General features: G+C 68.4%; 27 protein-coding genes. 19 read left to right on the top strand and 8 right to left on the bottom strand.

What is annotated here, in order from left to right; all coding sequences use genetic code 11:
• The first annotated feature begins 345 nt into the window (after window positions 1-345).
• From AOZ06_RS34420 to AOZ06_RS34390, 7 genes are read left to right on the top strand one after another with little or no spacing between them, the layout of a single operon-like run.
• Complete coding sequence (locus AOZ06_RS34420; protein ID WP_054293199.1) at window positions 346-1,074, top strand: class I SAM-dependent methyltransferase; 729 nt, start codon at window positions 346-348, stop codon at window positions 1,072-1,074.
• Window positions 1,067-2,107, top strand: a complete 1,041-nt coding sequence (locus AOZ06_RS34415; RefSeq protein ID WP_236951837.1) for a FecCD family ABC transporter permease — start codon at window positions 1,067-1,069, stop codon at window positions 2,105-2,107. Before AOZ06_RS34420 ends, AOZ06_RS34415 begins: the two co-directional genes overlap by 8 nt.
• Entirely contained in the window at window positions 2,107-2,880 is a 774-nt protein-coding gene (locus tag AOZ06_RS34410) for an ABC transporter ATP-binding protein (protein WP_054293197.1), read from the top strand. Before AOZ06_RS34415 ends, AOZ06_RS34410 begins: the two co-directional genes overlap by 1 nt.
• A complete protein-coding gene (locus AOZ06_RS34405) occupies window positions 2,877-3,857 on the top strand; it encodes an ABC transporter substrate-binding protein (protein ID WP_236951836.1) in 981 nt (326 codons plus the stop codon). The genes AOZ06_RS34410 and AOZ06_RS34405 overlap by 4 nt, the downstream gene beginning before the upstream one ends.
• Window positions 3,854-4,885: a cysteine synthase family protein gene (locus AOZ06_RS34400; protein WP_054293196.1), complete on the top strand. Its 1,032-nt coding sequence runs from the start codon at window positions 3,854-3,856 to the stop codon at window positions 4,883-4,885. The genes AOZ06_RS34405 and AOZ06_RS34400 overlap by 4 nt, the downstream gene beginning before the upstream one ends.
• The gene (locus AOZ06_RS34395) at window positions 4,882-6,075 is read left to right on the top strand and encodes an ATP-grasp domain-containing protein (protein ID WP_054293195.1); all 1,194 of its coding nucleotides are present in this window, start codon (window positions 4,882-4,884) and stop codon (window positions 6,073-6,075) included. The genes AOZ06_RS34400 and AOZ06_RS34395 overlap by 4 nt, the downstream gene beginning before the upstream one ends.
• 5 nt (window positions 6,076-6,080) lie before the next feature.
• Window positions 6,081-6,863, top strand: coding sequence for an alpha/beta hydrolase family protein (locus AOZ06_RS34390; RefSeq protein WP_054293194.1), 783 nt, complete (start codon window positions 6,081-6,083; stop codon window positions 6,861-6,863).
• Here the strand turns inward: AOZ06_RS34390 and AOZ06_RS34385 are convergent.
• Window positions 6,835-8,004 carry an MFS transporter gene (locus AOZ06_RS34385; protein WP_179950757.1) on the bottom strand — a complete coding sequence of 390 codons (1,170 nt, stop codon included), beginning with the start codon at window positions 8,002-8,004 and terminating at the stop codon, window positions 6,835-6,837. The genes AOZ06_RS34390 and AOZ06_RS34385 overlap by 29 nt on opposite strands.
• Before the next feature lie 95 nt (window positions 8,005-8,099).
• On the opposite strand from AOZ06_RS34385, the gene AOZ06_RS34380 reads away from it, so the two are divergent.
• The gene (locus tag AOZ06_RS34380) at window positions 8,100-8,594 is read left to right on the top strand and encodes an Lrp/AsnC family transcriptional regulator (protein ID WP_054297124.1); all 495 of its coding nucleotides are present in this window, start codon (window positions 8,100-8,102) and stop codon (window positions 8,592-8,594) included.
• A 145-nt stretch (window positions 8,595-8,739) separates the two neighbouring features.
• Here the strand turns inward: AOZ06_RS34380 and AOZ06_RS60540 are convergent, their stop codons facing one another.
• Window positions 8,740-9,291, bottom strand: coding sequence for a CGNR zinc finger domain-containing protein (locus AOZ06_RS60540; protein WP_054293193.1), 552 nt, complete (start codon window positions 9,289-9,291; stop codon window positions 8,740-8,742).
• A gap of 69 nt (window positions 9,292-9,360) precedes the next feature.
• Here AOZ06_RS60540 and AOZ06_RS34370 point away from each other — a divergent pair, with 69 nt between their 5' ends.
• On the top strand, window positions 9,361-10,542 hold the full coding sequence (locus AOZ06_RS34370) for an MFS transporter (RefSeq protein WP_054293192.1): 1,182 nt from the start codon (window positions 9,361-9,363) through the stop codon (window positions 10,540-10,542).
• On the opposite strand, the gene AOZ06_RS34365 is transcribed toward AOZ06_RS34370, so the two are convergent.
• Complete coding sequence (locus tag AOZ06_RS34365) at window positions 10,539-10,730, bottom strand: hypothetical protein (protein WP_054293191.1); 192 nt, start codon at window positions 10,728-10,730, stop codon at window positions 10,539-10,541. The genes AOZ06_RS34370 and AOZ06_RS34365 overlap by 4 nt on opposite strands.
• A 168-nt stretch (window positions 10,731-10,898) precedes the next feature.
• Between AOZ06_RS34365 and AOZ06_RS34360 the strand changes: the two genes are divergently transcribed.
• Window positions 10,899-11,447 carry a TetR/AcrR family transcriptional regulator gene (locus AOZ06_RS34360; RefSeq protein WP_063810167.1) on the top strand — a complete coding sequence of 183 codons (549 nt, stop codon included), beginning with the start codon at window positions 10,899-10,901 and terminating at the stop codon, window positions 11,445-11,447.
• A complete protein-coding gene (locus AOZ06_RS34355) occupies window positions 11,444-12,607 on the top strand; it encodes an FAD-dependent monooxygenase (protein ID WP_054293190.1) in 1,164 nt (387 codons plus the stop codon). The genes AOZ06_RS34360 and AOZ06_RS34355 overlap by 4 nt, the downstream gene beginning before the upstream one ends.
• 63 nt (window positions 12,608-12,670) lie before the next feature.
• Here AOZ06_RS34355 and AOZ06_RS34350 read toward each other — a convergent pair whose 3' ends face one another.
• Together AOZ06_RS34350 and AOZ06_RS34345 are read right to left on the bottom strand one after the other, a co-directional pair.
• The gene (locus tag AOZ06_RS34350; protein ID WP_054293189.1) at window positions 12,671-13,309 is read right to left on the bottom strand and encodes a response regulator; all 639 of its coding nucleotides are present in this window, start codon (window positions 13,307-13,309) and stop codon (window positions 12,671-12,673) included.
• Window positions 13,306-14,433 (bottom strand): sensor histidine kinase, encoded by a 1,128-nt coding sequence (locus tag AOZ06_RS34345; RefSeq protein ID WP_054293188.1) that lies wholly within the window; start codon window positions 14,431-14,433, stop codon window positions 13,306-13,308. Before AOZ06_RS34345 ends, AOZ06_RS34350 begins: the two co-directional genes overlap by 4 nt.
• Before the next feature lie 270 nt (window positions 14,434-14,703).
• On the opposite strand from AOZ06_RS34345, the gene AOZ06_RS34340 reads away from it, so the two are divergent.
• Window positions 14,704-15,240, top strand: coding sequence for a right-handed parallel beta-helix repeat-containing protein (locus AOZ06_RS34340; RefSeq protein ID WP_054293187.1), 537 nt, complete (start codon window positions 14,704-14,706; stop codon window positions 15,238-15,240).
• Here AOZ06_RS34340 and AOZ06_RS34335 read toward each other — a convergent pair.
• The gene (locus AOZ06_RS34335; RefSeq protein ID WP_054293186.1) at window positions 15,175-15,858 is read right to left on the bottom strand and encodes a CDP-alcohol phosphatidyltransferase family protein; all 684 of its coding nucleotides are present in this window, start codon (window positions 15,856-15,858) and stop codon (window positions 15,175-15,177) included. The two genes, AOZ06_RS34340 and AOZ06_RS34335, sit on opposite strands and share 66 nt — an antisense overlap.
• A gap of 54 nt (window positions 15,859-15,912) precedes the next feature.
• Here AOZ06_RS34335 and AOZ06_RS34330 point away from each other — a divergent pair, with 54 nt between their 5' ends.
• The 6 genes from AOZ06_RS34330 to ribA are packed head-to-tail and all read left to right on the top strand — an operon-like array spanning window position 15,913 to window position 20,702.
• Entirely contained in the window at window positions 15,913-16,881 is a 969-nt protein-coding gene (locus tag AOZ06_RS34330) for a zinc-dependent alcohol dehydrogenase (protein ID WP_054293185.1), read from the top strand.
• A gap of 30 nt (window positions 16,882-16,911) precedes the next feature.
• The gene (locus tag AOZ06_RS34325; RefSeq protein ID WP_054293184.1) at window positions 16,912-17,313 is read left to right on the top strand and encodes a 6-pyruvoyl trahydropterin synthase family protein; all 402 of its coding nucleotides are present in this window, start codon (window positions 16,912-16,914) and stop codon (window positions 17,311-17,313) included.
• Window positions 17,313-18,371: a glycosyltransferase family 4 protein gene (locus AOZ06_RS34320; RefSeq protein ID WP_218922187.1), complete on the top strand. Its 1,059-nt coding sequence runs from the start codon at window positions 17,313-17,315 to the stop codon at window positions 18,369-18,371. Before AOZ06_RS34325 ends, AOZ06_RS34320 begins: the two co-directional genes overlap by 1 nt.
• A complete protein-coding gene (locus AOZ06_RS34315) occupies window positions 18,368-19,165 on the top strand; it encodes a class I SAM-dependent methyltransferase (protein WP_054293183.1) in 798 nt (265 codons plus the stop codon). The genes AOZ06_RS34320 and AOZ06_RS34315 overlap by 4 nt, the downstream gene beginning before the upstream one ends.
• Window positions 19,162-20,082 (top strand): lysylphosphatidylglycerol synthase transmembrane domain-containing protein, encoded by a 921-nt coding sequence (locus tag AOZ06_RS34310; RefSeq protein WP_054293182.1) that lies wholly within the window; start codon window positions 19,162-19,164, stop codon window positions 20,080-20,082. The genes AOZ06_RS34315 and AOZ06_RS34310 overlap by 4 nt, the downstream gene beginning before the upstream one ends.
• Window positions 20,079-20,702, top strand: coding sequence for a GTP cyclohydrolase II (gene ribA / locus AOZ06_RS34305; RefSeq protein ID WP_054293181.1), 624 nt, complete (start codon window positions 20,079-20,081; stop codon window positions 20,700-20,702). The genes AOZ06_RS34310 and ribA overlap by 4 nt, the downstream gene beginning before the upstream one ends.
• A 905-nt stretch (window positions 20,703-21,607) precedes the next feature.
• Here the strand turns inward: ribA and AOZ06_RS34300 are convergent.
• Window positions 21,608-22,291 (bottom strand): creatininase family protein, encoded by a 684-nt coding sequence (locus AOZ06_RS34300; RefSeq protein WP_054293180.1) that lies wholly within the window; start codon window positions 22,289-22,291, stop codon window positions 21,608-21,610.
• A gap of 71 nt (window positions 22,292-22,362) precedes the next feature.
• Between AOZ06_RS34300 and AOZ06_RS34295 the strand changes: the two genes are divergently transcribed.
• Window positions 22,363-23,265 carry a nucleoside hydrolase gene (locus AOZ06_RS34295; RefSeq protein ID WP_054293179.1) on the top strand — a complete coding sequence of 301 codons (903 nt, stop codon included), beginning with the start codon at window positions 22,363-22,365 and terminating at the stop codon, window positions 23,263-23,265.
• Here the strand turns inward: AOZ06_RS34295 and pdxR are convergent.
• A complete protein-coding gene (gene pdxR / locus AOZ06_RS34290; protein ID WP_054293178.1) occupies window positions 23,246-24,715 on the bottom strand; it encodes a MocR-like pyridoxine biosynthesis transcription factor PdxR in 1,470 nt (489 codons plus the stop codon). The genes AOZ06_RS34295 and pdxR overlap by 20 nt on opposite strands.
• Window positions 24,716-24,732: the final 17 nt, after the last annotated feature.

Genomic DNA, 24,732 nt, shown 5'->3' with positions numbered 1-24,732 from the left:
CACTCGTTGAGTGTGGCCGGTGGGGCGCGGTGGCGTGTAGTGAGTCCGCTGGCATGGTCAGCAAGCGGGTTCGTGCGACCCATGGGCTGGGAAGCTGGCCCGGTAATACCGTGGTGCCTGCTCGGCCACCTGGCAGAAGGCAGCCGGTGAGCGGACGAAAGATATCCGCACGAGCCGCCCGAAAGCCCGAACGGGACTCACCGACGCCTGCGATTGCTCGTTGTGCAACGGGCGCACGGCTGGGCACGTGCACGGGGTCAATTCCGGCGGGTTGGGAACTTCCTGGCTTCATTGTCCGACTCGTACACCGGAATCAGTGTGGCGAGTGCGGGAGGCTCCGGCGGGATGCGGTGGTACGAGAACGACGGTTTGTGGTCGGGCTTCGCCGAGACGATGTTCCCGCCGCGCCGGGCACAGGAAGCCGCTGACCTGGTCGCCACGTCACCGCTACTGCGGTTTCAACCGGGTGCGCAGGTCCTTGACCTGTGTTGTGGGCCTGGGTTGTGGCTGGCGCCACTGGCTCGTCGCGGGTATCAGGTCACCGGTGTCGATCTGAGCCCGGTGATGCTCGCGGAGGCCAAGGCCGCGTGTCCGGACGCCGAGCTGATCTGCGAGGACATGCTGGAGTTCAGCCGTCCCGGCCAGTTCGACGTGGCGCTCAACGTGTTCACCAGTTTCGGCTACCTCGCCGAGGCGGAGGACAACCTCCAGGTCCTCCGCAACGCGTACACGTCGCTCAAGCCGGGAGGGCAGCTGATTGTCGACGTGATGGGCAAGGAGGTGCTGGCCGGGTGGATCGGCAGGCCCCAGGCCGTCGACGTCGACGGCGGTTGCGTTGTGATGCGCGACACCATTCTCGACGACTGGACCAGGTTGCGCACCGACTGGACACTCGTACGCGGTGACACCGCGCGGCACGCGGTGATCGAGTGCTTCGTGTACAGCGCGGCCGAGCTGAAGGACCTGTTCCGGCAGGCGGGATTCCAGGACGTCGAATGCTTCGGTGACTTCGACGCCTCCTCCTACGACAACCACTCGAAGCGGTTGATTGTCCGTGGCTACCGGCGTGACTGAGCGGGTCCGGCTGGTCCCGGTCCTCCTGATCCTGGCCGTCGCGCTCGTGGTGTCCATCGCCGCGGGGATCGCGCTCGGCCCGTCCGTCGTCCCCATCGGTGACGTGCTGCACTACCTGCGTGCCGCGTTGACCGGCGGCACGATCACGTCGGACGAACTGTCCGGCTACACCATCGTGTGGGAGGTCCGGACGCCACGGGTCCTGCTCGCGGTGCTGGTCGGTGCCGGTCTGAGCGTGGTCGGCGTGGTGATCCAGGCGTTGGTGCGCAACGCTTTGGCGGACCCGTTCGTACTGGGCATCTCGTCGGGGGCGTCCGTCGGCGCGACCGCGGTCGTCGTGTTCGGCGTCTTCGCCAGCCTGGGCGTGTACGCGTTGTCCGCGGCGGCGTTCCTGGGCGCCTTGGGCGCGTCCGTCCTGGTCTACATCGCTGCGATGAGCAAGGCGGGGCTCACGCCGTTGCGGCTTGTGCTGACCGGAATCGCGCTGGCGTACGGGTTCCAGGCCGTCATGAGCGTGCTTGTGTTCCTCGCACCCGATGGTCAGGCGGCGCGCACAGTGCTGTTCTGGCTGATGGGTAGCCTCGGCGGGGCCAACTGGGGATCGTTGCCGATCGCGGCCGTCGCCGTGTTGCTGGCAATGGTTGTGCTGCTGCGCAACAGCAGACCGTTGGATGTTCTCGCGATGGGTGACGAGACCGCGGCGAGCCTCGGTGTTGACGCCGTCCGGCTGCGGCGGTGGCTGTTCGTGCTCACCGCGGCGGTCACGGGACTGCTGGTCGCGGTGAGCGGGGCAGTCGGGTTTGTCGGCCTGGTCATGCCGCACCTCGTGCGGATCGTGGTCGGGTCGGGGCACCGCCGGGTCCTCGCGGTCGCGCCGCTGGCCGGTGCGGTGTTCATGGTCTGGACCGATCTGGTGTCGAGAACCCTTGTCGCGCCGGAAGAACTGCCGCTCGGTGTGATCACGGCGGTGATCGGCGTGCCGGTGTTCATCACGCTGATGCGTCGCCGCGGCTACCTCTTCGGAGGCCGCTGATGGACATCGCGCTCACCGGCGTCTCGGTCGACATCGCGGGCAAGTCGCTGATCAGGGACCTGCACCTGGAAGCCGACTCCGGCCAGGTCGTCGGCCTCGTCGGACCGAACGGCAGCGGCAAGTCCACCGCGCTGCGGTGCGTCTACCGCGCGCTCACGCCCAGCGCCGGAGCGGTGTACCTGGACGGCACGGACGTGGCCACGTTGACCTTGCGGGAGAACGCGCAACGCGTCGCCGCGTTGACGCAGGACAACCACACCGACCTCGATTTCACGGTGTCCGAGGTGGTGGCGCTCGGCCGTACACCGCATCTGCGCGGAAACCAGCCGCTGTCGGCCACGGAACACGCCCTGTGCCGGGAAGCGATGGAACAGACCGACGTGCTGCACCTCCAGGACCGCAGTGTCCTGACGCTGTCCGGCGGCGAACGGCAGCGCGTGTTCATCGCCAGGGCATTGGTGCAGCAGCCCAAGGTGCTGGTGCTCGACGAGCCGACCAACCACCTTGACGTGCGCCACCAGGTGGAGCTGTTGTCGTTCCTCGGCAAATCCGGGTTGACGGTGCTCGTCGCCATCCACGACCTGAACCTCGCGGCCGCCGCGTGCGACCGTCTCGGCGTGCTCGCCGGCGGCGAAGTGGTGGCCGCTGGTGCTCCAGTCGATGTGCTCACCACGGATCTCGTCCGGCGGGTGTTCGGCGTGGACGCGACCATCGTCGCCCACCCGCGGACCGGTGTCCCGCAGTTGCTGTACGACCTCAGGGAGAAAGCGTGACCAGGAAATTGGCCCTTGTGCTCGCGGTGGGCCTGTTGGCTGGGTGCGGCGCGTCCGTGCAACCGGCGGCGGAGGCGCCCGCTCCGGTCGCGATCACCAACTGCGGCGAGGAAGTCAGCTATCCGCTGCCGCAGCGGCCGGTCGCGTACGACGTCAGCGGTGCGGAGAAGATGTTCTCACTCGGCCTGGCCGACCGCATGCGCGGTTACGTGATGAACAAGCTCGGTGACCCGTCGATCGCCGGGTCGCCGTGGCGCGAGGACTACACCAAGGTCCAGCGGCTCGGCACGGCCAGGATCACGCGGGAGATCGTCGTCGACGCCAAGGCGGACTGGGTGCTGGCCGGGTGGGGATCGGGGTTCAGCGAAGAGCGCGGGATCACCCCGAACCTGCTCGACCAGGTCGGCGTCCGCAGCTACATGCACACCGAGACCTGCTGGAACTACGGCGACAAGAAAACCGACGTGCCGCCGCTCGACGCGCTGTACACCGACCTGGAGAACCTCGGCCGGATCTTCAAGGTCGAACAGCGCGCCACGGACCTGGTGGCCGAGTTGAAGGGCCGGGTGGCCAAGGTGCGGCAGTCGGCCCCGGCGAACGCCCAGCCCGCCAAGGTCTTCGTCTACGACTCCGGCACCGACCAGCCGTTCACGGCGGGCAAGCACGCGGCACCCACCGACATCATCACCGCCGCCGGCGGCCGCAACGTCATGGGAGACCTGCGCAAGGGCTGGACGTCGGTCGGCTGGGAACCGGTCGTCCAAGCCGCGCCCGACGTGATCATCATCGTCGACTACGCCGACCAGCCCGCCGCGGACAAGCAGAAGTTCCTCGAATCGCTGCCAGCGTTGCAGTCCGTCCCCGCGGTGCAGCAGGACCGCTACTTCGTCATGTCCTATGGGGACGCTGTCAGCGGGCCGCGCAACGTCAAGGGAGCCGAGGACTTCGCCGCCTACCTCAGGTCGGTCGGCCGATGAACGCCGTCCACGAGCACATCACCGACGCGATCAAGCAGCCGGACCTCGTCCGGCTGACCGACAACGTGATCCTCGCCCGCTTCGAGACCATGAAGGTCTACGCGGCACTCGGCGCGGTCCGCACGCTGCTCGACCGCGGCGTGGTCCGCGCAGGGCAGACGCTTGTGGACAGTTCCAGCGGCATCTACGCGTTGGCATTGGCCATGGCGTGCCATCGCTACGGCCTCAAGTGCCACATCGTCGCATCGACCACTGTGGACTCAGCGATGCGCGCCCAACTGGAGGTCCTGGGCGCGACAGTCGACCAGATGCCGCCGTCCCAGTCGCTGCGGCTCGACCAGGAACGGCGGGTGCACCGGGTCACACAGTTGCTGGCACAGCGACCGGACGTGCACTGGATGCGGCAGTACCACGACAGCGTGCACTACGAGGGCTACAAGCACTTCGCTGAGCTGATCACGCGGGCACTCGGCGACGGCCCGCTGACCGTGGTCGGCGCGGTGGGCACGGGCGCGTCCACCGGCGGGCTGATCGAGCCGCTGCGCCGGGCCGACCCTTCCGTGCGGCTGCTGGGGTTGCAGCCGTTCGGCAGCGTCACCTTCGGCAGCGAGGGGTTCACCGACCCGGAGGCGATCATCGCGGGGATCGGCAGCTCGATCTGGTTCGACAACGTCCGCCACCACCTGTACGACAGGTTGCACTGGGTGGATTTCCGGCACGCCATGGCCGGGGCTGTCGGGCTGCTGCGCGACCACGCGGTGTTCGCCGGGCTGTCCACCGGTGCGGCGTACCTGGTCGCGGGCTGGGAAGCCGCGCGCAACCCGGACCGCACCCACGTCGTGATCGGCGCCGACACCGGACACCGCTACGTGGAAAGGGTGTTCGCCCGGCATTCGGAAGCGCTCGACGTGGAGTCGTTGGAGCCGTTGGAGATCACGTCACTCGACAACCTGGCGATGCCGTGGTCGGCGATGGAGTGGCACCGCCGGGCATGGCCGGTCGTGCAGCAGGAGGAGCAGGCGTCATGACCATCGTGGCACTCGAAGCACTCACGTTCGGCCTCGGGCACATGGTCCGCGCCGCGGCCGATTCCGGTGAGCGGCTGTGCCTGCTGACCGGTGTCCGTGACATCTACCGGCACGAACTGTCCCGGCTGCCCGCCGGCGCGCTGGACGTCTTCGACGTCGACACCACCGACATCGACGCCTGCGAGGCGATCCTCAAGCAGATCCCGGACCTGCGCGGCCTGATCAACTCCACCGACACGTGGCTGGTGCCTGGCGCCGGACTGGCGGCCCGGTTCGGCCTGCCGGGACGGTCGGTCGATTCGGCGTTGTTCCTGCGTGACAAGCGGAAGGTCCGCGAAAGCCTGTACGAGCACGGCATGAGCCCCGCGCCGGGCGACACGCTTCCCGCTGTGCTCAAGGACTCGTCGGGGACGTCGTCGCGCAACGTGTGGCTGGTGCGTACCCCGGAGGAGCTCCAGGCGGCACGAGACGAGGCCGCACGCGGTGACCTGAAAGGGGAGGTGTTCGCCGAGCCGCTGTTCGAAGGCCCGGTCTACAGCGCCGAGACGATCACGTGGGCCGGGCGGACGCGGCTGCTCGGCGTGCTCAGCCGCCAGGTGACCGGCGTGCGGGAGGACGCGGCCGCGTTCCCCGTCGTTTTCCCGCCGGGGGAGTCGGTGGCCGGCTGGGTCAGCGAGGTCCTCGACGTGGTGGAGTTCGAGCAGGGGTTCGCGCACGTCGAGTTCGTGCTCACTGTGGACGGTCCGCAACTCGTGGAGATCAACCCGCGCATCGGCGGTGCTCTCGTGGGCGAGGCGTTGTGCCGCAACCTCGGCACGAACGTGTACGAATCGATGATCGACATGGCGCTCGGCAAAGCGCCCACACTGCTCACCGGTGCCGAGCCGACCGGTCCCGGAGTGGCGTTCGCGCTGGTTTACCCGTCACAGCAAGGTGTTTTGACGGCTGTCGACGGCGTGGACCGACTGGCGGCGTACCCGGGCGGTCCCGAGTGGTACCCGACCAAGACTGCAGGTGACCGCGTCGAGCACCTGACTGACCAGCGCGGCTGCGTCGGCATCGTCCTGGCGGAGGGCCCGACCGCGGAACTGGCCATGCACCGGGCCCTGGCCGCCGCTGCTGTGGTCGTGCCCGTGGTTTCGCCGACAGCAGAACAGCAAGCCCTAGGGGCTGCGTTGCCCCTAGTGTGACCGGCATGGGTGAGGCGATCACTGGCACTGCCGCGGGCGTGCCGTACACAGCATTGCGGCCAGCGGTCGAGACCGACGCGCTGATCGTGACCTGGCACATGATCGACGCGCCGCGGACCGACGCCGCCTTCGCCGCCGCGTTGCCGTTGAACGACGTCCCGGCGTGGCGCGTGCACCTGGGCCTGCCGCTCTGCGGTGCGCGGATGGTGAACGGCAGCATGGACGCGGTGTTCGAACGGGCACAGCGCGACGCGGTGCTGGAGTACTTCGCGGGCCTGGCCGGCCAGGCTGCCGAGGAGTTCCCGGCCGCACTGGCGGAAGTCCGTCAACAGCTGTCCATCGGGGACGGACCACTGTTCGCGCTCGGCGGGTCGCTCGGCGGTCTCGTCGCCCTGCAGAACATGACCAAGGTGGAGTTCAAGGCCGGTGCGGTGGTCAACGCGTTGATCCGGGTGCGAACCGGGATCGGCCTCGTCGAGGAGATCATGGGCATTCCGTACACGTGGACCGACGAGTCCGCGGCGGCTGCCGACGCGTTGGACTTCGTCACGCGCGCGGGCGAACTCGGCGATGTCCCGCTGCTCGTGGTCAGCGGCGAAGAGGACTACGCGGTTTTTCGCGAGGACGCCAGGAAACTGACTGACGCCCTGCCCCGCAGTGAACTCGCCACCATCCCCGGCCTCGCCCATCCGCTCGCCGAAGAACCGGGACTCGAGCCCGCGCCGCAGACCCCGCCGGCCGCAGTGGTCGACGAGCGGCTCAGTCAGTGGTTCCGGAAGTACGTGTAGCCAACAGCAACACGGGCAGCAGCGCGAGGACTCCGGCCACCGCGGCCACGAGCGGGTAACCGCCGTGGCCGAACAGGTGGCCGGAGCCGATGCTGGCGAACGCGGACGAGCCCCAGATCACCGCGTCCACCGTGCCCTTGGCCCGTGTCTGCACGGATGTGCTCAGCAGGCTGCTGCCGCCGACGAACATCAGGTTCCAGCCGTAGCCGAGCAGGAACAGCGACACCGGCAAGCCGTACTCGTGCGAGGTGGGCATGGCGTAGGCAAGCGCGGTGGCCATAAGGAGAACCGCGATGCCGATGCCGATGGTGTGTCGCCCGCCGACCCGGTCCGCGATCCGCCCGGTCAACGGCGAAAGCCCGAACATCCCGAAGATGTGCGCGGCGAGGATCCAGCCGACGACGTCGAGACCGTGGCCGAGGTGGTGCAGCTGCGGCGGTGTCATCGTCATGACGGCGACCATGGTGATCTGCGCGGCCACCATGGCGGCCAACGGAAGCCGCAGCGAACGCCGCCGGAACACCCGCCACCCCTCGTGCGCGGTCTGTTCGGTCACCTCGTCGGCGGGAAGGACGAGCGCGGCGACCGCGGCGCAGGCGACTGCGATGGCGGCGACCAGGATCGGACCGGCCAACTCGGGAAGCCCGAGCCACGCGGCGGCCCGTGCTGTCGGCGAGATCATCAACGGCCCTGCCAGCGCGCCGATCGTCCCCGCCCACACCACGGAGGACAGCGCGAAACCTTTGCGCTCCAACGGGTACATGTCAGCGGCGAGATAGCGTGACAGCTGGGCGGCGCCGTTGCCGAGGCCGAGCACGACCAGTCCGCCGAGCACCAGCACCAGCTGACCGGTGGCAGCGCCCACGGAGGCCAGGAGCCCGCCGACGGTGGCCAGCCCGTACCCGGTCAGCAACGCGAAACGCCTGCCACGCCGTGAAGTCGACGCTCCCGCGAGCAACGCGCCCGCCGCGGTCCCCAGAACCCCGGCGGCGCTGGGCAACCCGCTGGCGCCGGGCCCACCGGCGTCCGCCGCGATCAACGTCCCGGCCGTGCTGGCCAGCACCGTCGCGGTGTTCATGAGCGCGACCGTGACGAAAAGCGCGGACATCGACCGCCGCCGAGTACTGGTCCCCAGGTGCATGACCAACGATGTTATGCAGGCGCACGCCGGTTTCGAATGGCTACAGTACGGAAAAGCACACGGCGGACCACGCGGACGAAAGGAGGATGTGGCCGATGACCTTCCGAATGGAAAGGGACCTCGACGAGCTGGACTGGCGCATCGTCGAACGACTGCAGCACGACGGCAGGTTGTCCTTCAAGGAACTGGGCAGACGGGTCAACCTCTCGGCGCCCGCGGTGGCCGAACGCGTCCGCAGACTCGAGGAAGCCGGGGTGATCACCGGCTATCACGCCAGAGTGGACCCGCGCGCGGCCGGTTACCCGATCTCCGCGTTCGTGGAGATGCGGTGCTCACTGGGCAAGTGCCTGCTGAAGACGAGCGCGGCGGACGACTACCCGGAAGTGGTCGAGATCCACAAGCTCAGCGGTGACCACTGCTCGATGCTCAAGGTCCGCGCGGCGTCACTCGAACACTTCGAGGGCCTGCTGGAACGGATGGGCAAACACGGCGAGATGCGCTCGTCAGTCGTCCTGTCCACGCAGTACGACGGCCGCCCGGTCGAGCGTCCGACCGCGGACTTCTTCCGTGCCACGACCAGTCACGGCTAGTCCACGCCCAACACCCGTCCGTCCTGAGGGGGTACCGTCGCCGTCCTGCTGGGTGGCGGTTTCGATGGTCGCAGCGGCCTTCGGCTCGACGTGCCGGTGACCGGACGCTCGCCGCGGCGCGCCCGCAGGACTCTGACGTGCCGGGCTAAACGCGGTGGCGTGTGGCGAAGGTGCGCTGTTTGGCACGCGCCCCGCATACCTGCATGGAGCACCATGTCCGGGACCGGTTGCGTGTCGTGTCCCGGAATGCCTCGCGGCAGTTCGAATCTGCGCACACCTTCAACCGTGTCCAGGAACCGTTGGCACGTCCCAGAGTCATCGCTGCCAGTAGCCATGCCAGCCCTGTTCGGGCGGTGCCGGAATCGGTCGGGCGCAGGACTGTCGTGTCGTCGACTTGCAGCCGGAGTTCGGCAGCCAGGGTGCGCATAGCGACCACGGCGTCCTCATCGTCCGGTCCGGCGGCCTCGTTGTGCTCGGCCAACAGGGCGCGCAATCCTTCACGCATCACGTGCGCTTCAACGACATCGTCGTTGGTCACGTGCAGTTCGGTGAGTCCTTGCGCCTGCCACCACGCCGACAGTGCCTCCGGTGTGCCGATTTCCTCACGGGCGTGGGGGTCGTCGGCGAGGATGCCGCGGGTGTTGACGAAGCGGCAGACCAGGTCGAGATCGGCCCGCACCGTGTCCTGACCGGCCACGTACCACCTCCTTCCGGCCAGCTTACCGGCTAATCTGCGTAGCCGGTTGCAACCGGCTATTTTGGTTAGATGGTTGCCGACGTTCGTTCACGGACACTGCCAGTGCTGGGTCTTGCCGCCCTCGCCCTCGGCTCGTTTGCCATCGGCTGCACCGAATTCGCGGCGGTCGCGCTGCTGCCGCAGGTCGCGGCGGACTTGGGGGTGAGTCAGGCCGCTGCGGGCCAACTGGTCACCCTCAACGCGGTCGCCGTGGTCGTCGGTGCGCCCGTGCTCGGGGCTTTCTTCGCCAAGCGGCCTCCACGTGCGGTGGTCGCCTGTGCGCTGGGAGTTTTCGCGCTCGCGCACGTGGTCGCCGCGCTGGCCAGTTCGTACGCGCTGGTGGCCGCGACCAGGTTCGTCAGTGGCGCGATGTTCGGCCTGTTCCTCGCGGTGGCGTTCGCGGCGGCGACGCGGATGGCCAGTTCCGGACGGCGGGCCACGGCCATGGCCATCGTGCAGAGCGGCATCACCGCCTCCACGGCTCTGGGCATCCCCGCCGGTCTCGCGCTGGGCCGTGTCGGCGATGCGGGCGGCTGGCGTATCCCGTTCTTCGTGATCGCTGGGCTCGCTGTGCTGGCCGCTGCCGCGACCGTCGCTTGGTTGCCGTCGCTGCGTGCCGACTCCGGTGGCGTGAAGGCGCGGATCGGCGTCCTGCGTGACGGCCGGGTGCTGCTGGGACTGGCCACGACCGCCGTCTTCTGGGGTGGCTCGTTCGGCGGGCTGACTTATCTCGTCCCATACCTGGGCGACCGCGTCGGCCTCAGCTCAGGCGTGATCATCGTGGTGCTCGCGCTGGCCGGGCTGCTGAGTGTCGTCGGCAACTTCGTCGGCGGGGCGGTGGCCGACCGGGCACCGGCGATCGCCCTGGTGACGGCGGCCACGGCCGCGGCGGCCGGGATCGTGCTGCTCTTCGGCTTCGGCGACAACACCGGTGTCGCGCTGACAGGCCTGGCCGTGTGGCAGCTGGCCACGTGGTCGTTCGTGCCTGTCGTCCAGTCGCGCGTGTACCAGCTCGGTGGATCACGCGGCGAGGCCGCGGTGTCCTACGCGATCGCCGCTTTCAACCTGGGGATCGTCGCGGGTGCCGCGCTCGGCGGCATCGCGCTGACCATGGGCGGGTTCACCGCGGTCGGCGCGGTGTCGGCAGGGTTCGCCCTCGTCGCGATCGGACTGTCCGTCGCGGTCAACGCTGTTTTGTCCCGCGGCGCCTAGTTGTCGCGGTGCTGGTGCGCGTCGATGCGCTCGTCGAGCTCGGCCAAGTCGTTGTGCAGGGCGGTCAGCTCGCGGGCGTGTCTGTTGAGTTGCTTGGATTGCTGGTCGATGCGGGTGCGCAGGTTGTGCAACTCCTTGCCGGTCTGCGACTCAGAGACGGCGCAGGTGTCGTCGATGTCGTCGGTCATACATATCTCCCAGCAGTACAGATCGTGTCATCCACCGCCTGGGCGTGGAGACCAAACACGGATTCCCCAAGTGATCGCGAACTAAACGCTTGTCATCCGTACGGGTCGACAGCTAGCTTGGACAGACGCCCTGGACAATCGTCCAAGGCAAGTGTCCGGGGAGTGTGCATGGAGTCGTCGATGGCCGCGCGCGGCCGGGACGTGCGGCAGCGGCTGATCACGGCCGCGATCGAGTTGATCGTGGAAAAGGGCTGGTCAGCGGTGAGTACGCGGATGCTCGCCGAGCGGGCGGGCGTCGCGTCCGGCGTGGTCCACTACCACTTCGCGTCGCTGCGGGCGTTGCTCACCGAAGCGGCGATCGGCGCGATTCGGGCCGCCGTCGCGGGCATCGAACCCCGGCAGGACGTGATCGCCGACCTGTTCGACCCGCTGGACGCGTACTCCGGCGGGGACCCGACTTCCTTGCTGTTCATCGAGACCTACCTCGCGGCGACCCGGGACGAGGAACTGCGGTCGGCGATCAGCGCGCTGGTGACCGAGTTCCAGCAGCGGCTCGCCGAGTGGCTGGCCGACCAAGCAGTTGTTGCGCCACAAGAGACAGCGGCGGTCATCGTCGCCGCGATCGACGGCCTGATGCTGCACCGGGCGCTGAACCCGGCAGCGCGAACAGACCTCCGGCCGGTGCTGCGCCGGCTGGTGGAAGGGGGAGCGCGATGAGAGTGGTCGTCTGCGGCGCGGGAATCGCCGGACTGACCCTGGCCAATCGGCTGGCGGACCGGCACGACGTGACCGTGCTGGAGAAGGCGCCGGGGCCGCGGCCCCAGGGTTACATGATCGACTTCTTTGGCCCCGGCTACGACGCGGCGGACAAGATGGGCCTGCTGCCCGCGCTGAAGTCCGTCGGCTACCGCGTGAGCGAAGCGGCGTACGTCGACGAAACGGGCCGCCGGAGGGCCGGGCTGCCCTTCGACACGTTCGCGAAAGCCGTGGACGGCAACCTGGTGAGCATCATGCGCCCGGACCTGGAAGGGGTCTTGCGCGAACACCTGCCGGGCACAGTCGAACTGTGCTTCGGGACGTCGATAACCCACATCGAACCGTCACCCGGCGGCGTCACTGTCACGCTGTCCGACTCGCGCACGATCGACGCGGACCTCCTGGTCGGCGCGGACGGAATCCATTCAGCGGTCCGCGCCATGGCGTTCGGGAACGTCGAAAGCCTGCGCTACCTCGGCTTCCACACCGGGGCCTACGTGTTCGACAACCCAGCCGTCCACGCCCAAGTCGGGGACCGCTTCTGCCTGACGGACACCGTCGGCAAACAGTTCGGCTTCTACGCCCTGCGCGACGGCCGGGTAGCCGCCTTCACAGTGCACAGAACACCTGACGCCACCATGCCACCGGACCCGGTGGCGGCGATCCGGGAAACGTACGCGGACCTCGGCTGGGTCGTACCCCAAGCCCTCGAATCCTGCCCGGACGCGTCGGACGTCTACTACGACCAGGTCGCCCAGACCGTGCTGCCGACCTGGAGCAACGACCGCGTCGTGCTCATCGGCGACGCGTGCCACGCCGTCTCCCTGCTCGCAGGCCAAGGCGCTTCCCTGGGCATGGCAGGCGCGTACCTACTCGCCGCGCAGTTGAACAAGACAGCCTCGGTGCCGCAGGCGTTGTCCACCTATGAAGACCTGTGGCGCCCGATCGTCGAGGAGAAGCAACAGGTGGCCCGCGACGGCGCCCGCTGGTTCCTGCCCGCTTCCGAGAACCACCTCCGCATCCGCCGCGCCGCGATGCGCCTGGCCCGAGTGCCCGGCTTCACCCGCTACCTCGCCGCAACCATAGTGGGAAAGACCACGGCGGTGATCAAACAGCTCTAGGGCAGGCTGTCAGGTCGTGCCGCGGCGCCATCCGGTCGCTGACCCACGCGTTCCTTGATCACGTCACTGGCAGAGGCCTGCCTCGTAGGCGAGCAGACCTGCCTGGGTTCGGTTGGCGCACCGGAGTTTGAGCAGGATCTGCGAGATGTAGTTCTTCACCGTGCCTTCGCTGAGGTGGACGCGGTCGGCGATCTGGGCGTTCGACAGGCCGTTGCCGAGGCACGCGAGGATCTCGGACTCGCGTCCGGTCAGGTCGCGGAGCAGTTCCGATGTGGACGAACGGCGACCGGCCGCGTGGGCGACGAGGTTGCGCGACACGGCCGGCGACATCACGGTGTGCCCGTCGGCAGCCACCCGGACCAGGCCGATCAGGTCCTTGGGCGGCGTGGATTTCAGCAGGTATCCCGCTGCTCCGTTGCGCATGGCGCGCAGGACGTGGTTGTCGCCGTCGAATGTGGTCAGTGCGACCAGCACGGGTGGCTTGTCGAGTTCGCTGATCCGCTGGATCGCCGTGAGCCCGTCCACACCGGGCATGTGCAGGTCCATCAGCACCACGTCCGGCTTGTGCCGCAGGACCGCTTCGACGGCGTCGGCGCCGTCGTAGGCTTCCGCCACCACGGTCACGTCTTCGGCCGCGCCGAGGATCGTGCGCAGGTGCCCGCACACCAGCGGGTCGTCGTCGACGACCAGGACGTTGATCATGATGTGGGCTCCGTCAGGGTTGCCGACACGTGGAAGCCGCCTTCCGGTGACGGTCCGGCGTCCAGTGTGCCGCCGATCATGCTGACGCGTTCGCGCAGGTTGTCCAGTCCCGAGCCGGAGCCCGCGGCGGTGAGGTCCGGATCGGCCGGGCGGTCCGGTGCCGTGTTGCGCACCGACACCCGGGTGCCCGCCGGACCGTAGTTCACCGCGACGCGCACGGCGGCGCCGGGCGCGTGTTTGCGGGCGTTGGTCAGCGCTTCCTGGACGATCCGGTGCGCTGTGCGGCGCACGACCGGTGACGCCTGGTCCGCGGTACCTTCCTCAACCAGCTCGACCGCGACGCCGACGGAGGTGGATTCGGAGACCAAAGTGGACAGCTCCGGCACCGGGGCCTGTGTCACGGCTCCCTTTGCCTCGCCGGTCTCCGCGCGCAGGATCGCCACGACCTCACGCAGTTCCTCCAGCGCCTGGCAGCCGTTGGCCCGGAGTTCCTCGGCCGCGCGGCGGGTCTCGTCGTCCTTCGCCGTCATCTCGAGCCCGCCTGCCTGCAGCACCATCAGGCTCACGCGGTGGGTGACGACGTCGTGCATCTCGGCTGCCAGCGTGGCCCGTTCCTCGGCCCGTGCCGCTTCCATCTGCATCCGGTACAGGCGGTCCCGCGCCCCGAACGTCACGCCCATCACCGCGGGAACAGCGATCAGCAGCAAGGACGTGGCCAGCCGGGCGCCGGTGAACTCCCACGGCCGCACCGACAGCACGAACAGCAGGCCAGCGGGCAGCCACGCCGCCCGGGTACGGGAGGACGCCATCGCGGTGCACACCACGAACGGCGTGACGGCCTGCGGTATCCACAGCGTGCTTTCGTCACGGGTCAGGTCGATCACCGTTCCCCGCGCGGCCAGTTCGGCGATCGTCATGCCCGCTGAGGTCGCGACCGTGAACCAGAGGATCCCGAGCGGCGCTTTGCGGCGGAACACCAGGATCCCGACGGCCATCACCTGGATCGTCGTGCCCACCGCGGTGTAGGCGACGCCTCCGGGCGGGCCGACCAGCGACACGATCAGCAACGACGTCGCCCCGGCCAGGGCGAGGACGTCGAACAGCCGGTCTCGTGTCACGGTCACGAGCCCAACGTTATTCGCCGTACCCCCGCTGTCCACGGTGTTCGCCGCAAGACCTGACGAAAGTCATCCGGTCGGTGACCTTCGGCCGTGCCGTTGGTGAGCTACCGGACTGCCGGTGTGACCCGGTCACCCGCTGTGCTTGAGCGGTCAGTCCGAGCGGAGAGGGATCACAGGTGAACGGCATCGCCCGCTGGTACGCCAAGCTGTCCGAGGCGTTCCTGCCGGTGTTCGGCGCGTGACCTGGTGGATGCCGGAGATGAGGGCACAGCGATGATCACAGTGCGCGACACGCTGCACCTGACCGGTCTGTCCGGGGTGACGATCGAGGACGTGCTGATCGACACCGGTGGGGACGGGATCGTGATCGACAACTGCCGTGACGTCACCATCGCCCGTGTGATCGTCAACGCGTGCGACGGCGACGGGATCCGCGTCCGCGGCTCGGCCAATGTGTCCATTGAGGACTGTGCGATCTACGGCTACGACACCGGCTCGGCCGTCGACGGGACGTTCACGTGCGCGCACCCGGGACCCCGTGGCGGAATCAGGGTGCTCGCGGATTCCCGGGACGTCACGCTGACCTCGACGGTGATCGAGCACAGCCAGGGCCTCGTGCTGGACGCAGTGGACGATGTGGTCGTGCGGGGGCTGCACATGGCCGACGTCTGCGGCGCTCCGCTGACCCTGCGCGGCAGGGGACGCCGGCTCGACATCGGCGACATCGACGTGTGCAACGTGCTGTCAGACGTTCCGCGAGCGGTACAACCAGCGCACGTCCCGGCTGAACGACCACACCAGTGCGCCTAGCGCGATGGCCGTGACCACGTACGAGACCGTGGCGGGCAGCAGGCCGGACGCGGCGGCCACCAGGACGATCCCCTGCATCGCGGCCACGGTCTTGCGGGCCATGCTGTGCGGCAGTGCGGCGTTGAGCCACGGCAACGCCCAACTGGCGGCGACGAACGCGTACCGCATGGCGCCGATCAGCAACACCCACGGGCCCAGGAACTTCGCCACGAACACGCTCAGGATGAGGATCAGGAACGCGTCCACTTCCATGTCGAACCGCGCACCGAGCGGCGTGGCGCAGCCGGTCCGGCGCGCGATGTGGCCGTCGATCGCGTCGCCGACCAACGCGACCGTCGCGATCACCGCCAGGAGGGTCAGCGGAACAGTTCGCCAGAACGAATCCACCGCGATGGCCGTCACGCTGCCCACGAGACCAGCCCTGGCCAGCGTGACGCGGTTGGCCGCGCCGACCGTCTCCGCGCCGGCACGGAACAAGGCGGTCGTCAACCACCCGCCCAGCACGACCGCGTAGGTCGCGCCGGCCAGCCACCCCTCGAACCCCAGCGGCGTGACCATGGCCAGGGCAGTCACCAGCAGCAACTGCGCCACCACGCCCACGAGGGGCTCGTAGGCCAACGCGGCCCTCCCACTACTTAAGGTGATCGAAAGCCTTAGTGGAGGGTAGAACGGATGGAACGGGCGTTCTGGGTGCGTTCGGCTGGTCACGGCGAGATCGAACCTGCTCATGTGCATGAACACGCGCGAGACGAGGTGTTGGTTCGAACTCTTTTCAGTGGGGTGAGCCGTGGCACCGAGACCCTTGTTTTCCGTGGCGAGGTGCCGCCGAGCCAGTACGCGGCGATGCGGGCGCCGTACCAGGAAGGAGACTTCCCCGGGCCGGTCAAGTACGGCTACCTGAACGTGGGCGTCGTCGAGGACGGCCCGGCGCACCTCACTGGCAAAACAGTGTTCTGCCTCTATCCACATCAGACCCGTTACGTGGTCCCGGCGACGGCGGTGACGGTCGTGCCGGACACCGTGCCCGCCGAGCGCGCGATCCTGGCGGGCACCGTGGAAACGGCCGTGAACGCGGTATGGGACGCCGCACCCATGGTCGGCGACCGGATCGCCGTGATCGGGGCGGGCATGGTCGGCGCGTCCGTCGCCAAGGTCATCGCCGGTTTCCCCGCGACCAGGGTGCAGCTGGTCGACTCCGATCCGGCGAAGGCCGAGGTCGCCGCGGCACTGGGCGTCGACTTCGCCGCGCCACAGGACGCCAAGGACGGCTGCGACCTCGTCGTGCACGCGACCGCGACCGAAGCGGGCCTGGTCAGAGCATTGGAGCTGCTCGCGGAGGACGGCGAGGTGATCGAGATGAGCTGGTACGGCGACCGGCGCGTCAGCCTGCCGCTCGGCGAGTGGTTCCACTCCCGCAGGCTGACCATCAGGGCCAGCCAGGTCGGCGCGGTGGCCAAGGCCCGGCGCAGCAGCCGCGGTTACGCCGACCGGCTGGCCGTCGCCATGGATCTGCTGGCCGACCCCGGTTTCGACGCCCTGATCAGCGGGGAATTCCCGTTCGGCGATCTGCCGTCGGTGCTGAGTTCTCTGGCAAGTGGTGAACTACCCGGCCTTTGCCACCGTATTAGGTACGACGGTTGACGAGTTCGAACCGAATGGGAGGGCCCCCGGGTGTTCAGCATCACCGTCCGCGATCACGTCATGGTCGCCCACAGCTTCCGTGGCGAGGTCTTCGGACCCGCACAGCGGCTGCACGGCGCGACGTTCCTCGTGGACGCCACGTTCCACCGCGCCGAGCTCGATGACGACAACATCGTCGTCGACATCGGACTGGCCACCGAGCAGCTCAAGGACGTGCTCGCGCCGCTCAACTACCGCAACCTCGACGACGAGCCGGAGTTCGATGGCGTCAACACGTCCACCGAGTTCCTGGCCAAGGTGATCGCCGACCGGCTGGCCGGGCGGATCGGCGACGGCAGGCTCGGCGACGGCGCGCGCGGGCTGTCGGAGATCACGGTCACACTGCACGAGTCGCATGTGGCGTGGGCCAGCTACCGGCGCGCGGTGGGATGATCACGGTGATCCACTTCGTCGTTCCCGGTGACATCGACGACAGGTCGGTGCCGAGCGGCGGCAACGTGTACGACCGCCGGATGGGCACAGCCCTGGGTGCGCGCGAGGTCGCGGTCACGGGGACGTGGCCGACCCCGGACGACACCGCACGCCAGGAGTTGGCGAACGTGCTCGCCGGATTCGACGATGACGCCACAGTGCTGATCGACGGGTTGGTGGCGTGTGGCGTTCCCGAGGTCGTGGCCGCGCACGCACAGCGGTTACGCCTGGCGGTGCTGGTGCACCTGCCGCTCGCGGACGAGACCGGCCTCGTGCCCGACCTCGCCGCGGACCTGGACGCCCGCGAACGCCAGACGCTGCGGGCCGCGACCATGGTGATCACGACCAGCCCGTGGGCAGCGCGCCGGGTCGTGTCACACCACGGGCTCGACGCCAGCCGCGTGCACGCCGCACCGCCAGGTACCGACCCCGCTCCGCTCGCGCTCGGCAGCGACGGCGGTACGCGGTTGCTGTGCGTGGCCGCCGTGACGCGGCGCAAGGGCCAGGACCGGCTCGTCGAAGCACTGGCGCAGGTGCGTGACCTGCCGTTCAGCTGCGAACTCGTCGGCTCGTTGCGCCGCGACAGCGAGTTCGTGCTCCGGCTGAACGCGATGATCAAGGAACACGGGCTGGTCGACCGGATCACGCTCGCGGGCCCGAAAACGGGTGCCGAGCTGGACGCGGCGTACGCGGCGGCGGACCTGTTCGTCCTGCCGTCGCACACCGAGACCTACGGGATGGTCCTCACCGAGGCGCTGGCGCGGGGACTGCCGGTGCTGGCCACGAATGTCAGCGCGATACCGGAAACCGTCGGGCAGGCACCGGACGGGACCGTGCCGGGGATCCTCACCTGGCAGTTCGCCGACGCGCTGCGCAGCTTCCTGACCGACGAGGACCTGCGCGAGCGGCTGCGGGCATCGGCGCACGCCAGGCGCGCGACACTGACCGATTGGGACACCGCGGCACTCCACCTGCGGGATGTGTTGGCTGAGCTGGAGGAACCGGCATGTCGCACATGAGCAACAGCACCATGTACCCGGCCGAGTGGCTGTCGCTGCGTGAGGACGCGGACGCGGTGGCCCGGTCGGTCGAGCTGGCCGAACCGCTGCGGGCGCACCTCGGCGACCGGCCCGGCCTGATCGTGCGTGATCTCGGTTGCGGGATCGGGTCGATGGGGCGCTGGCTGGCCGACCGGCTGCCGGGGCCGCAGCACTGGATCCTGCACGACCGCGACCCCGGCCTGCTGTCCCGGGCCGTGGCGGGGATGCCGCGCACGGTGACTGTGACCGGGGAGCTGCAGGACATCACTCAGTTGCGGGCAACGGACCTGAGCGGGACGTCGCTGGTGACCGCGTCGGCACTGCTCGATCTGCTCACCGCGGACGAACTGGCCGCACTGGTCGAGGCGTGCGCCAGGACTCCGGCGCTGTTCGTGATGTCGGTGGTCGGGCAGGTCGACCTGGATCCGTTCGACGAGTTCGACGCGGAGATCGCGAACGCGTTCAACGCGCACCAGCGACGGACCACGGACGGCAGGCGCCTGCTCGGACCGGACGCCGTGGCGACCGCTGCGGAGCTTTTCCAGCGGCAGGGAGCGACCGTGTACCGCAGGCCCAGCCCGTGGCGGTTGGGACGAGACGACGCCGACCTGATCGCCGAGTGGCTGCGCGGCTGGGTGGCGGCGGCGGTGGAGGAACAGCCGGAACTGGCGGACGACGCCGCTGCGTATCTGGAACGCAGGCTCGGGGACACCGCGCTGACTGTTGTCGTGCACCACGAGGACCTCCTCGCCCTCCCGGCAGGTGCGGCATGAACAAGACCGTGTGGGCGTGGGTGAAACTGCTGATCGGCGCGAGCATCCTGGTTGCGTTGTTCCTGCAATTGGGTACTCAGACCTTCGTGGACGGGTTGCGCGTGATCACCCTCGGCGAAGTGGTCGCGGCGTTGGGGATCGGCCTGGCGACCACTGTGCTCAGCGCGTGGCGCTGGTGCCTGGTGGCTCGCCGTCTTGGGTTGAACTTGTCGCTGCCGCGTGCGGTGCTGGACTACTACCGTGCGTTGTTCCTCAACGCCGTGCTGCCCGCTGGTGTTCTCGGTGACGTACAGCGCGCCGTCGAACACGGACAGCAGCAGGGCGACGTCGGGCGAGGCGTCCGGGCTGTTGTGCTGGAACGGATCGCGGGCCAGGCCGTGATCATCGTCGCGGGCGTGGCGGTACTGCTCGCGGTGCCGTCGCTGGGCCTGCCGCGTGACATCATCCTGATTGTTCTCGGTGCGGTAGCGGTGATCGCGGCGGCGTTCGTCGCGGGAAAACGCTGGGCACGCGCGAACACAGGGTTGTCACGGACCATCGCGGACATCCGCGCGGGCCTGCTGGCCCGCGACGCGTGGCCGGGAATCGCGCTACTGTCGGCAGCAGCACTGGCAGGGCACATCACCCTGTTCGTTGTCGCGGCACACGCGGCCGGATCGACCGCGCCGATCGCGCAACTGGTGCCACTGATGGTGCTGTCGCTGCTGGCGATGGGACTACCGGTGAACATCGGGGGCTGGGGGCCGAGGGAAGGCGTCGCGGCGGTGGTGTTCTCAGCCGCCGGACTGGGCGCCGCACAGGGATTGACCACGGCGGTGGTGTACGGGGTGCTGGCGCTGGTCGCGAGCCTGCCTGGGGCGGGAGTGCTGCTCCTGCGTACACCGGTGCTGCGGAGATTGGAAAAGGCACCACTATGACGGAACTTGCCGGTTTCACCCGACGTGCGGCGGAGACACGCCTGCCCACCCGCTACGGCGACTTCAACGCCGTCGGCTACCAGGACCCGACCTCCGCACACGAGCACATGGCGCTGGTCTACGGCGACGTCAAGAAAGGTCGCGACCCGCTGACCAGAGTGCACTCGGAATGCCTGACAGGGGACGTCTTCGCGTCGACGAGGTGCGAGTGCGGGGACCAGTTGGCAGCGGCGATGAAAGCGATCGTGGCGGAGGGCGCGGGAATCCTGATATACCTGCAAGGCCACGAAGGACGGGGAATAGGCCTGCTGGCGAAGCTGAAAGCGATGCGCCTGCAAGAAGAAGGACTGGACACAGTGGACGCGAACGTCGCGCTGGGCCTGCCGGTGGACTGCCGTGACTACCAGGCAGCCGCGGACATCCTGCAAGACCTGGGCGTCCCGGCGGTCAGGCTGCTGTCCAACAACCCCGACAAGGTGGAATCCCTGAAACGGTACGGCATCAGCATCTCCGAACAAGTCCCCCTGCTGATAGAGGTGAACGACGAAAACCTCCCGTACCTGAAGGCGAAGCGCGAGAGACTGGACCACCACCTACCCCAACTGGACGACATACTCTGAAGCCACGCCGTCCAGAAGATCGCGCGCCAACCGACCACCTCAAGCGCGGGCACACAGGCCGCCCATCTTCGGTCGAACCAGGCCGAGAGTGGGGGCGGGGGTGGTGGGGGTGGTGGTTGCCCTGACGGGTTTGAGCGCAAATCAGCCCTGAGCGGCTCGCGCGCAAACGCACACCAAGCCGAGCAACTGAGTGGTAGCCAACCCCGAGCGGCGAGCGCGCCAGCCTAAAGGGGTGCTTCGGGGGTGCTCCTGCCCGTCGGCCTGGGCTACGCCAACCACGGACTGTCAGGAGGTCCGCCTTCCCACAGCAACACACAGCGCAGGCCCAACGGACCTCTTGACAGTCCGTGGTTCCCTTCGGGCAGGTCGTCGGGCAGGAGCGCCTATCAGTACACACACCTGGGGCACGGGCTCTGGAGACGGAGGACACCGATCACCCGCTCCTGCCCCGAGGTCTGCTCCCGGCGAGGGACATCTTGTTCCGTGCAAGGGTTGCAGCGTTCTGGACATGCCCGGGGTGCGGTCCTTGGTCGTAGCTGGGATGTGAGCACGGAACAAGCGGGTCCCTCGCCGGGAGGCAGACCTCGGGGCAGGAGGCGAGGGTGTGTTCTTCCTGCCGGATGCTTGAACTCCTCGGTGTGTGTTCTGAGTAGGCGCGCGGGTGCTCCTCTGCGCTGGCGCGCTCGCCGTGGTGGGTTGGCTATCGCTCAGTTGCTCGGGGCTGGGTGTTGTTCGGGTTGCTCGGCTTGGTGTGCGTTTGCGCGCGAGCCGCTCAGGGCTGGTTTGTGCTTGGGTGTGGGTCGCTCAGGGTTGGTTTGCGTGCTGGTGCGAGTTGCGGGTTCGTTCTGCGCTTGCGCGCGAGCCGCGACTCTCTCGCTGCTGGTGCGCGAGCCATCTTCGGCTGTTCAGTCCAAGGCCTTGAGGACATTCGCGAATGTCTTCACCAGACTGTCCAGGACTTTGCTTCCCTTTTCCCTTGTGGCTTTCGACGGTCGGCCTATCACTCCGGACTTCGTGTACGGGCCCAGTCCCAGTGTCAGCATGTGGTCGCGGTTGTCCGCCAGGTGGTCGTGTTCCGCGTAGTCTTCCCGTACGACCTCTGGGTGGGCGTGCAACAGGATCGATACTTCCAGTTCGCCCGCGTGCATGTCGCTGACCATCGGCGTCTCTATCCCGCCTGCTGTCCTCGCTTTGTGCCAGTCTGCTTCGGTGGGGTACAGGGCCATTCCCGTCGATTCTTGGACGAGGTTGGCCAGTACGTAGTTGCCGCCGTGTCCGTTCACCAGGACCAGTTTCGGGATTCCTGATTTGTGCAGTGAGTGTGCGATGTCCCGTACGACGGCGTAGAGGGTCGGTGCTGTGATGCTCACTGTGCCTGGCCAGGCTGCGTGTTCGTGGGAACAGGAGATGGTGATCGGTGGCAGTTCGAGCACTGGGTAGGTGCTGCTCAGTGCGCGGGCGACGGTTGACGCGATGATGGTGTCGGTTGCCAGCGGCAGGATTGGGCCGTGCTGTTCGTGGCTGCCGACGGGGAGGATCGCGACGTCCGGGTTTTGGACGTCCAGTGTGGTGTTCAGCGGGAGGAACATGGTGTCCTTCGGGTCGCTTCCTCGCGGTGCCGCGCCATGTTCCGCACTGTAACCCGGCTATCTTGCCAACCATGGTTCCTGTGGTGCTCGACTGCGATCCTGGCCACGACGACGTGTTCGCGATGCTGCTCGCCGCCGCCCATCCGGCGATCGATCTGCGCGCGATCACGACCGTCGCTGGGAACGGTCCGTTGGACAAGGTGACCGTCAACGCGCTGCGTGTCTGTGCGTTGGCGGGTATCGACGTTCCTGTCGCCGCGGGTCTCTCGCAGCCGACCGCCGGGAACGCGCCGTCCATTCACGGTGAGAGCGCGCTTGACGGCGCGGATCTGCCTGAGCCCGCGGATCTGCTGGTTGACGAGGGCGCGGTGGCGCTGACCGAGCGTTTGCTGGAGGCAGGGCCACTGACGATCATCGCGACCGGGCCTTTGACGAACGTGGCCGCCTTGCTGCGCAAGCGGCCGGATCTACGGCCGCGGATCGTGTTCATGGGCGGCAGCTGTGGCCGTGGCAACTGGTCGCCGCTCGCGGAGTTCAACATCTTTGCCGACCCGGAAGCCGCTGACGCCGTCCTCAACAGTGGTCTCCAGGTCACGATGTGCGGCTTGGACGTCACCCACCAGGCCACCGCCACACCCGACGTGTTCGACCGCCTCACCGCCATGCGCACGCCCACGGCCGACATCCTGACCGACCTCCTGCGCTTCTTCGCGTCCGCCTACCACGATGTGTTCGGCATGCCTGACCCGCCTGTGCACGATCCGGTCGCGGTGGCTGCTGTCGCCGCGCCCGAACTGCTGCGGGTCGTGGAAGCCCCGGTCGCGGTCGAACTCACCGGTACGTACACGCGCGGCGCGACTGTGGTGGATCTGCATGGCGTGACGGGGAAACCGGCCAACGCGAGCGTAGCGTTGGAGCTCGATCGGGCGAAGTTCTGGGACATGGTGCTCGCCGCTATCGAACGGCTCGGATAGCCCGCCCGATCGTCGTGACACCCGCCGCGATGTCGCTCGGCGTGTTCGCCGCGTAACCCAGGATCAGGCCTGGCTGGTGCGGTCGTTGGCAGTGCCACGACAACGGTTGCACCTTCACGCCGCGCCGCAACGCCTCCGCGGCCAAGTCCACATCGGAACGCGGGATGTCCAGCGTGGTCATCAGGTGCAACCCGGCGGCAGCGCCGTGCACGACCGCGCCCGGCAAGTGCGTGTGGACGGCGTCGACCATCGCGTCACGGCGCCGGACGTGTCGTCGGCGCAGGAACCTCAGCTGCCGTTCCAGCTCGCCGGACGACATCAGTTCGGCGAGAACCAGTTGCGGCAGTGCGGCGTTGCCGAGGTCGGCGAGACGTTTCGCGGCGATGACGGCATCCCTGTACTTCGCCGGAACGAGCAACCAGCCGACCCGCAGCGCCGGAGCGAGCAATTTGGACACACTGCCCGCGTAGAACACGCGATCAGCCACCATGGACCGCAGCGCGGGCACGGGTGGCCGGTCGTAGCGGTGCTCGGCGTCGTAGTCGTCCTCGATGATCAAGCCATCCCAGCGCATCAGCTGGCGCCTGCGTTCACCGTCGAGTACGACCCCGGTCGGGAACTGGTGCGCCGGAGTCATCATGACCGCGCCGACTCCGCTGTCCCGCAACACATCCACCCGCAACCCGGCATCATCCACCGGCACAGGCGGCGTTCGCATCCCCGCGTTGCGCAGATGCTGCCGTACGCCCAGGGACCCCGGGTCCTCCACGGCGATCTCGGTGATCCCGTCCTCGCTGAGTACCTTCGCGATCAGGCCAAGCGCTTGCGCGACACCAGCGACGATGACGACCTCGGCCGGATCAACCCGGATGCCACGAGTACGCGCGAGCCACGTCGCCACAGCGAGCCGCAACGCCGGGGTACCGCGAGGATCGCCATAGCCGAACTCGGCGGGCGCCAAGGTGTTGAAGACCGTCCGTTCGGCACGCAACCACGCCGAACGGGGAAACGCCGCGAGGTCGGGCACGCCGGGGGAGAGGTCGATCTGTGCGGTGGCCGCGCGGAACGCGTCGAACACGTCGTCAGCCGGGTCGGTCGCGAACACGTCCACGGTCGACGGCGGCGCGTAGGGCCTGACCGTCGGCGCCGCGATGGGCACGGCGACGACCACGGTCCCGCCGCGGCCACGGCCTGCGACGTGACCGTCCTCCACCAGGCGTTGGTAGGCCTCGGTGACCACGCCGCGGGAAACCTCCAGGTCGGCGGCGAGCACCCGCGTCGCGGGCAACCTGCTGCCCACCGGCAGCCGCCCATCCGAGATGGCCACGCGCAACTGCTCGGCCAGCCACTCTGCGCGGCCACCGGGCGGCGCGTCGGCGATGGTGAGCTGGAGGAAGTCCGAACCTGGAGTTATGGACCCCTCAAGCCGACCAGGTTTGGCCCTACTCATCGGGCCATTGTGCCAGC

Source organism: Kibdelosporangium phytohabitans (genome assembly GCF_001302585.1).
In the GTDB taxonomy this organism is placed as follows: Bacteria; Actinomycetota; Actinomycetes; order Mycobacteriales; family Pseudonocardiaceae; genus Kibdelosporangium; species Kibdelosporangium phytohabitans.
The sequence above is the reverse complement of the archived record's forward strand: the minus strand, read 5'-3'. Positions and strand labels throughout refer to the sequence as shown.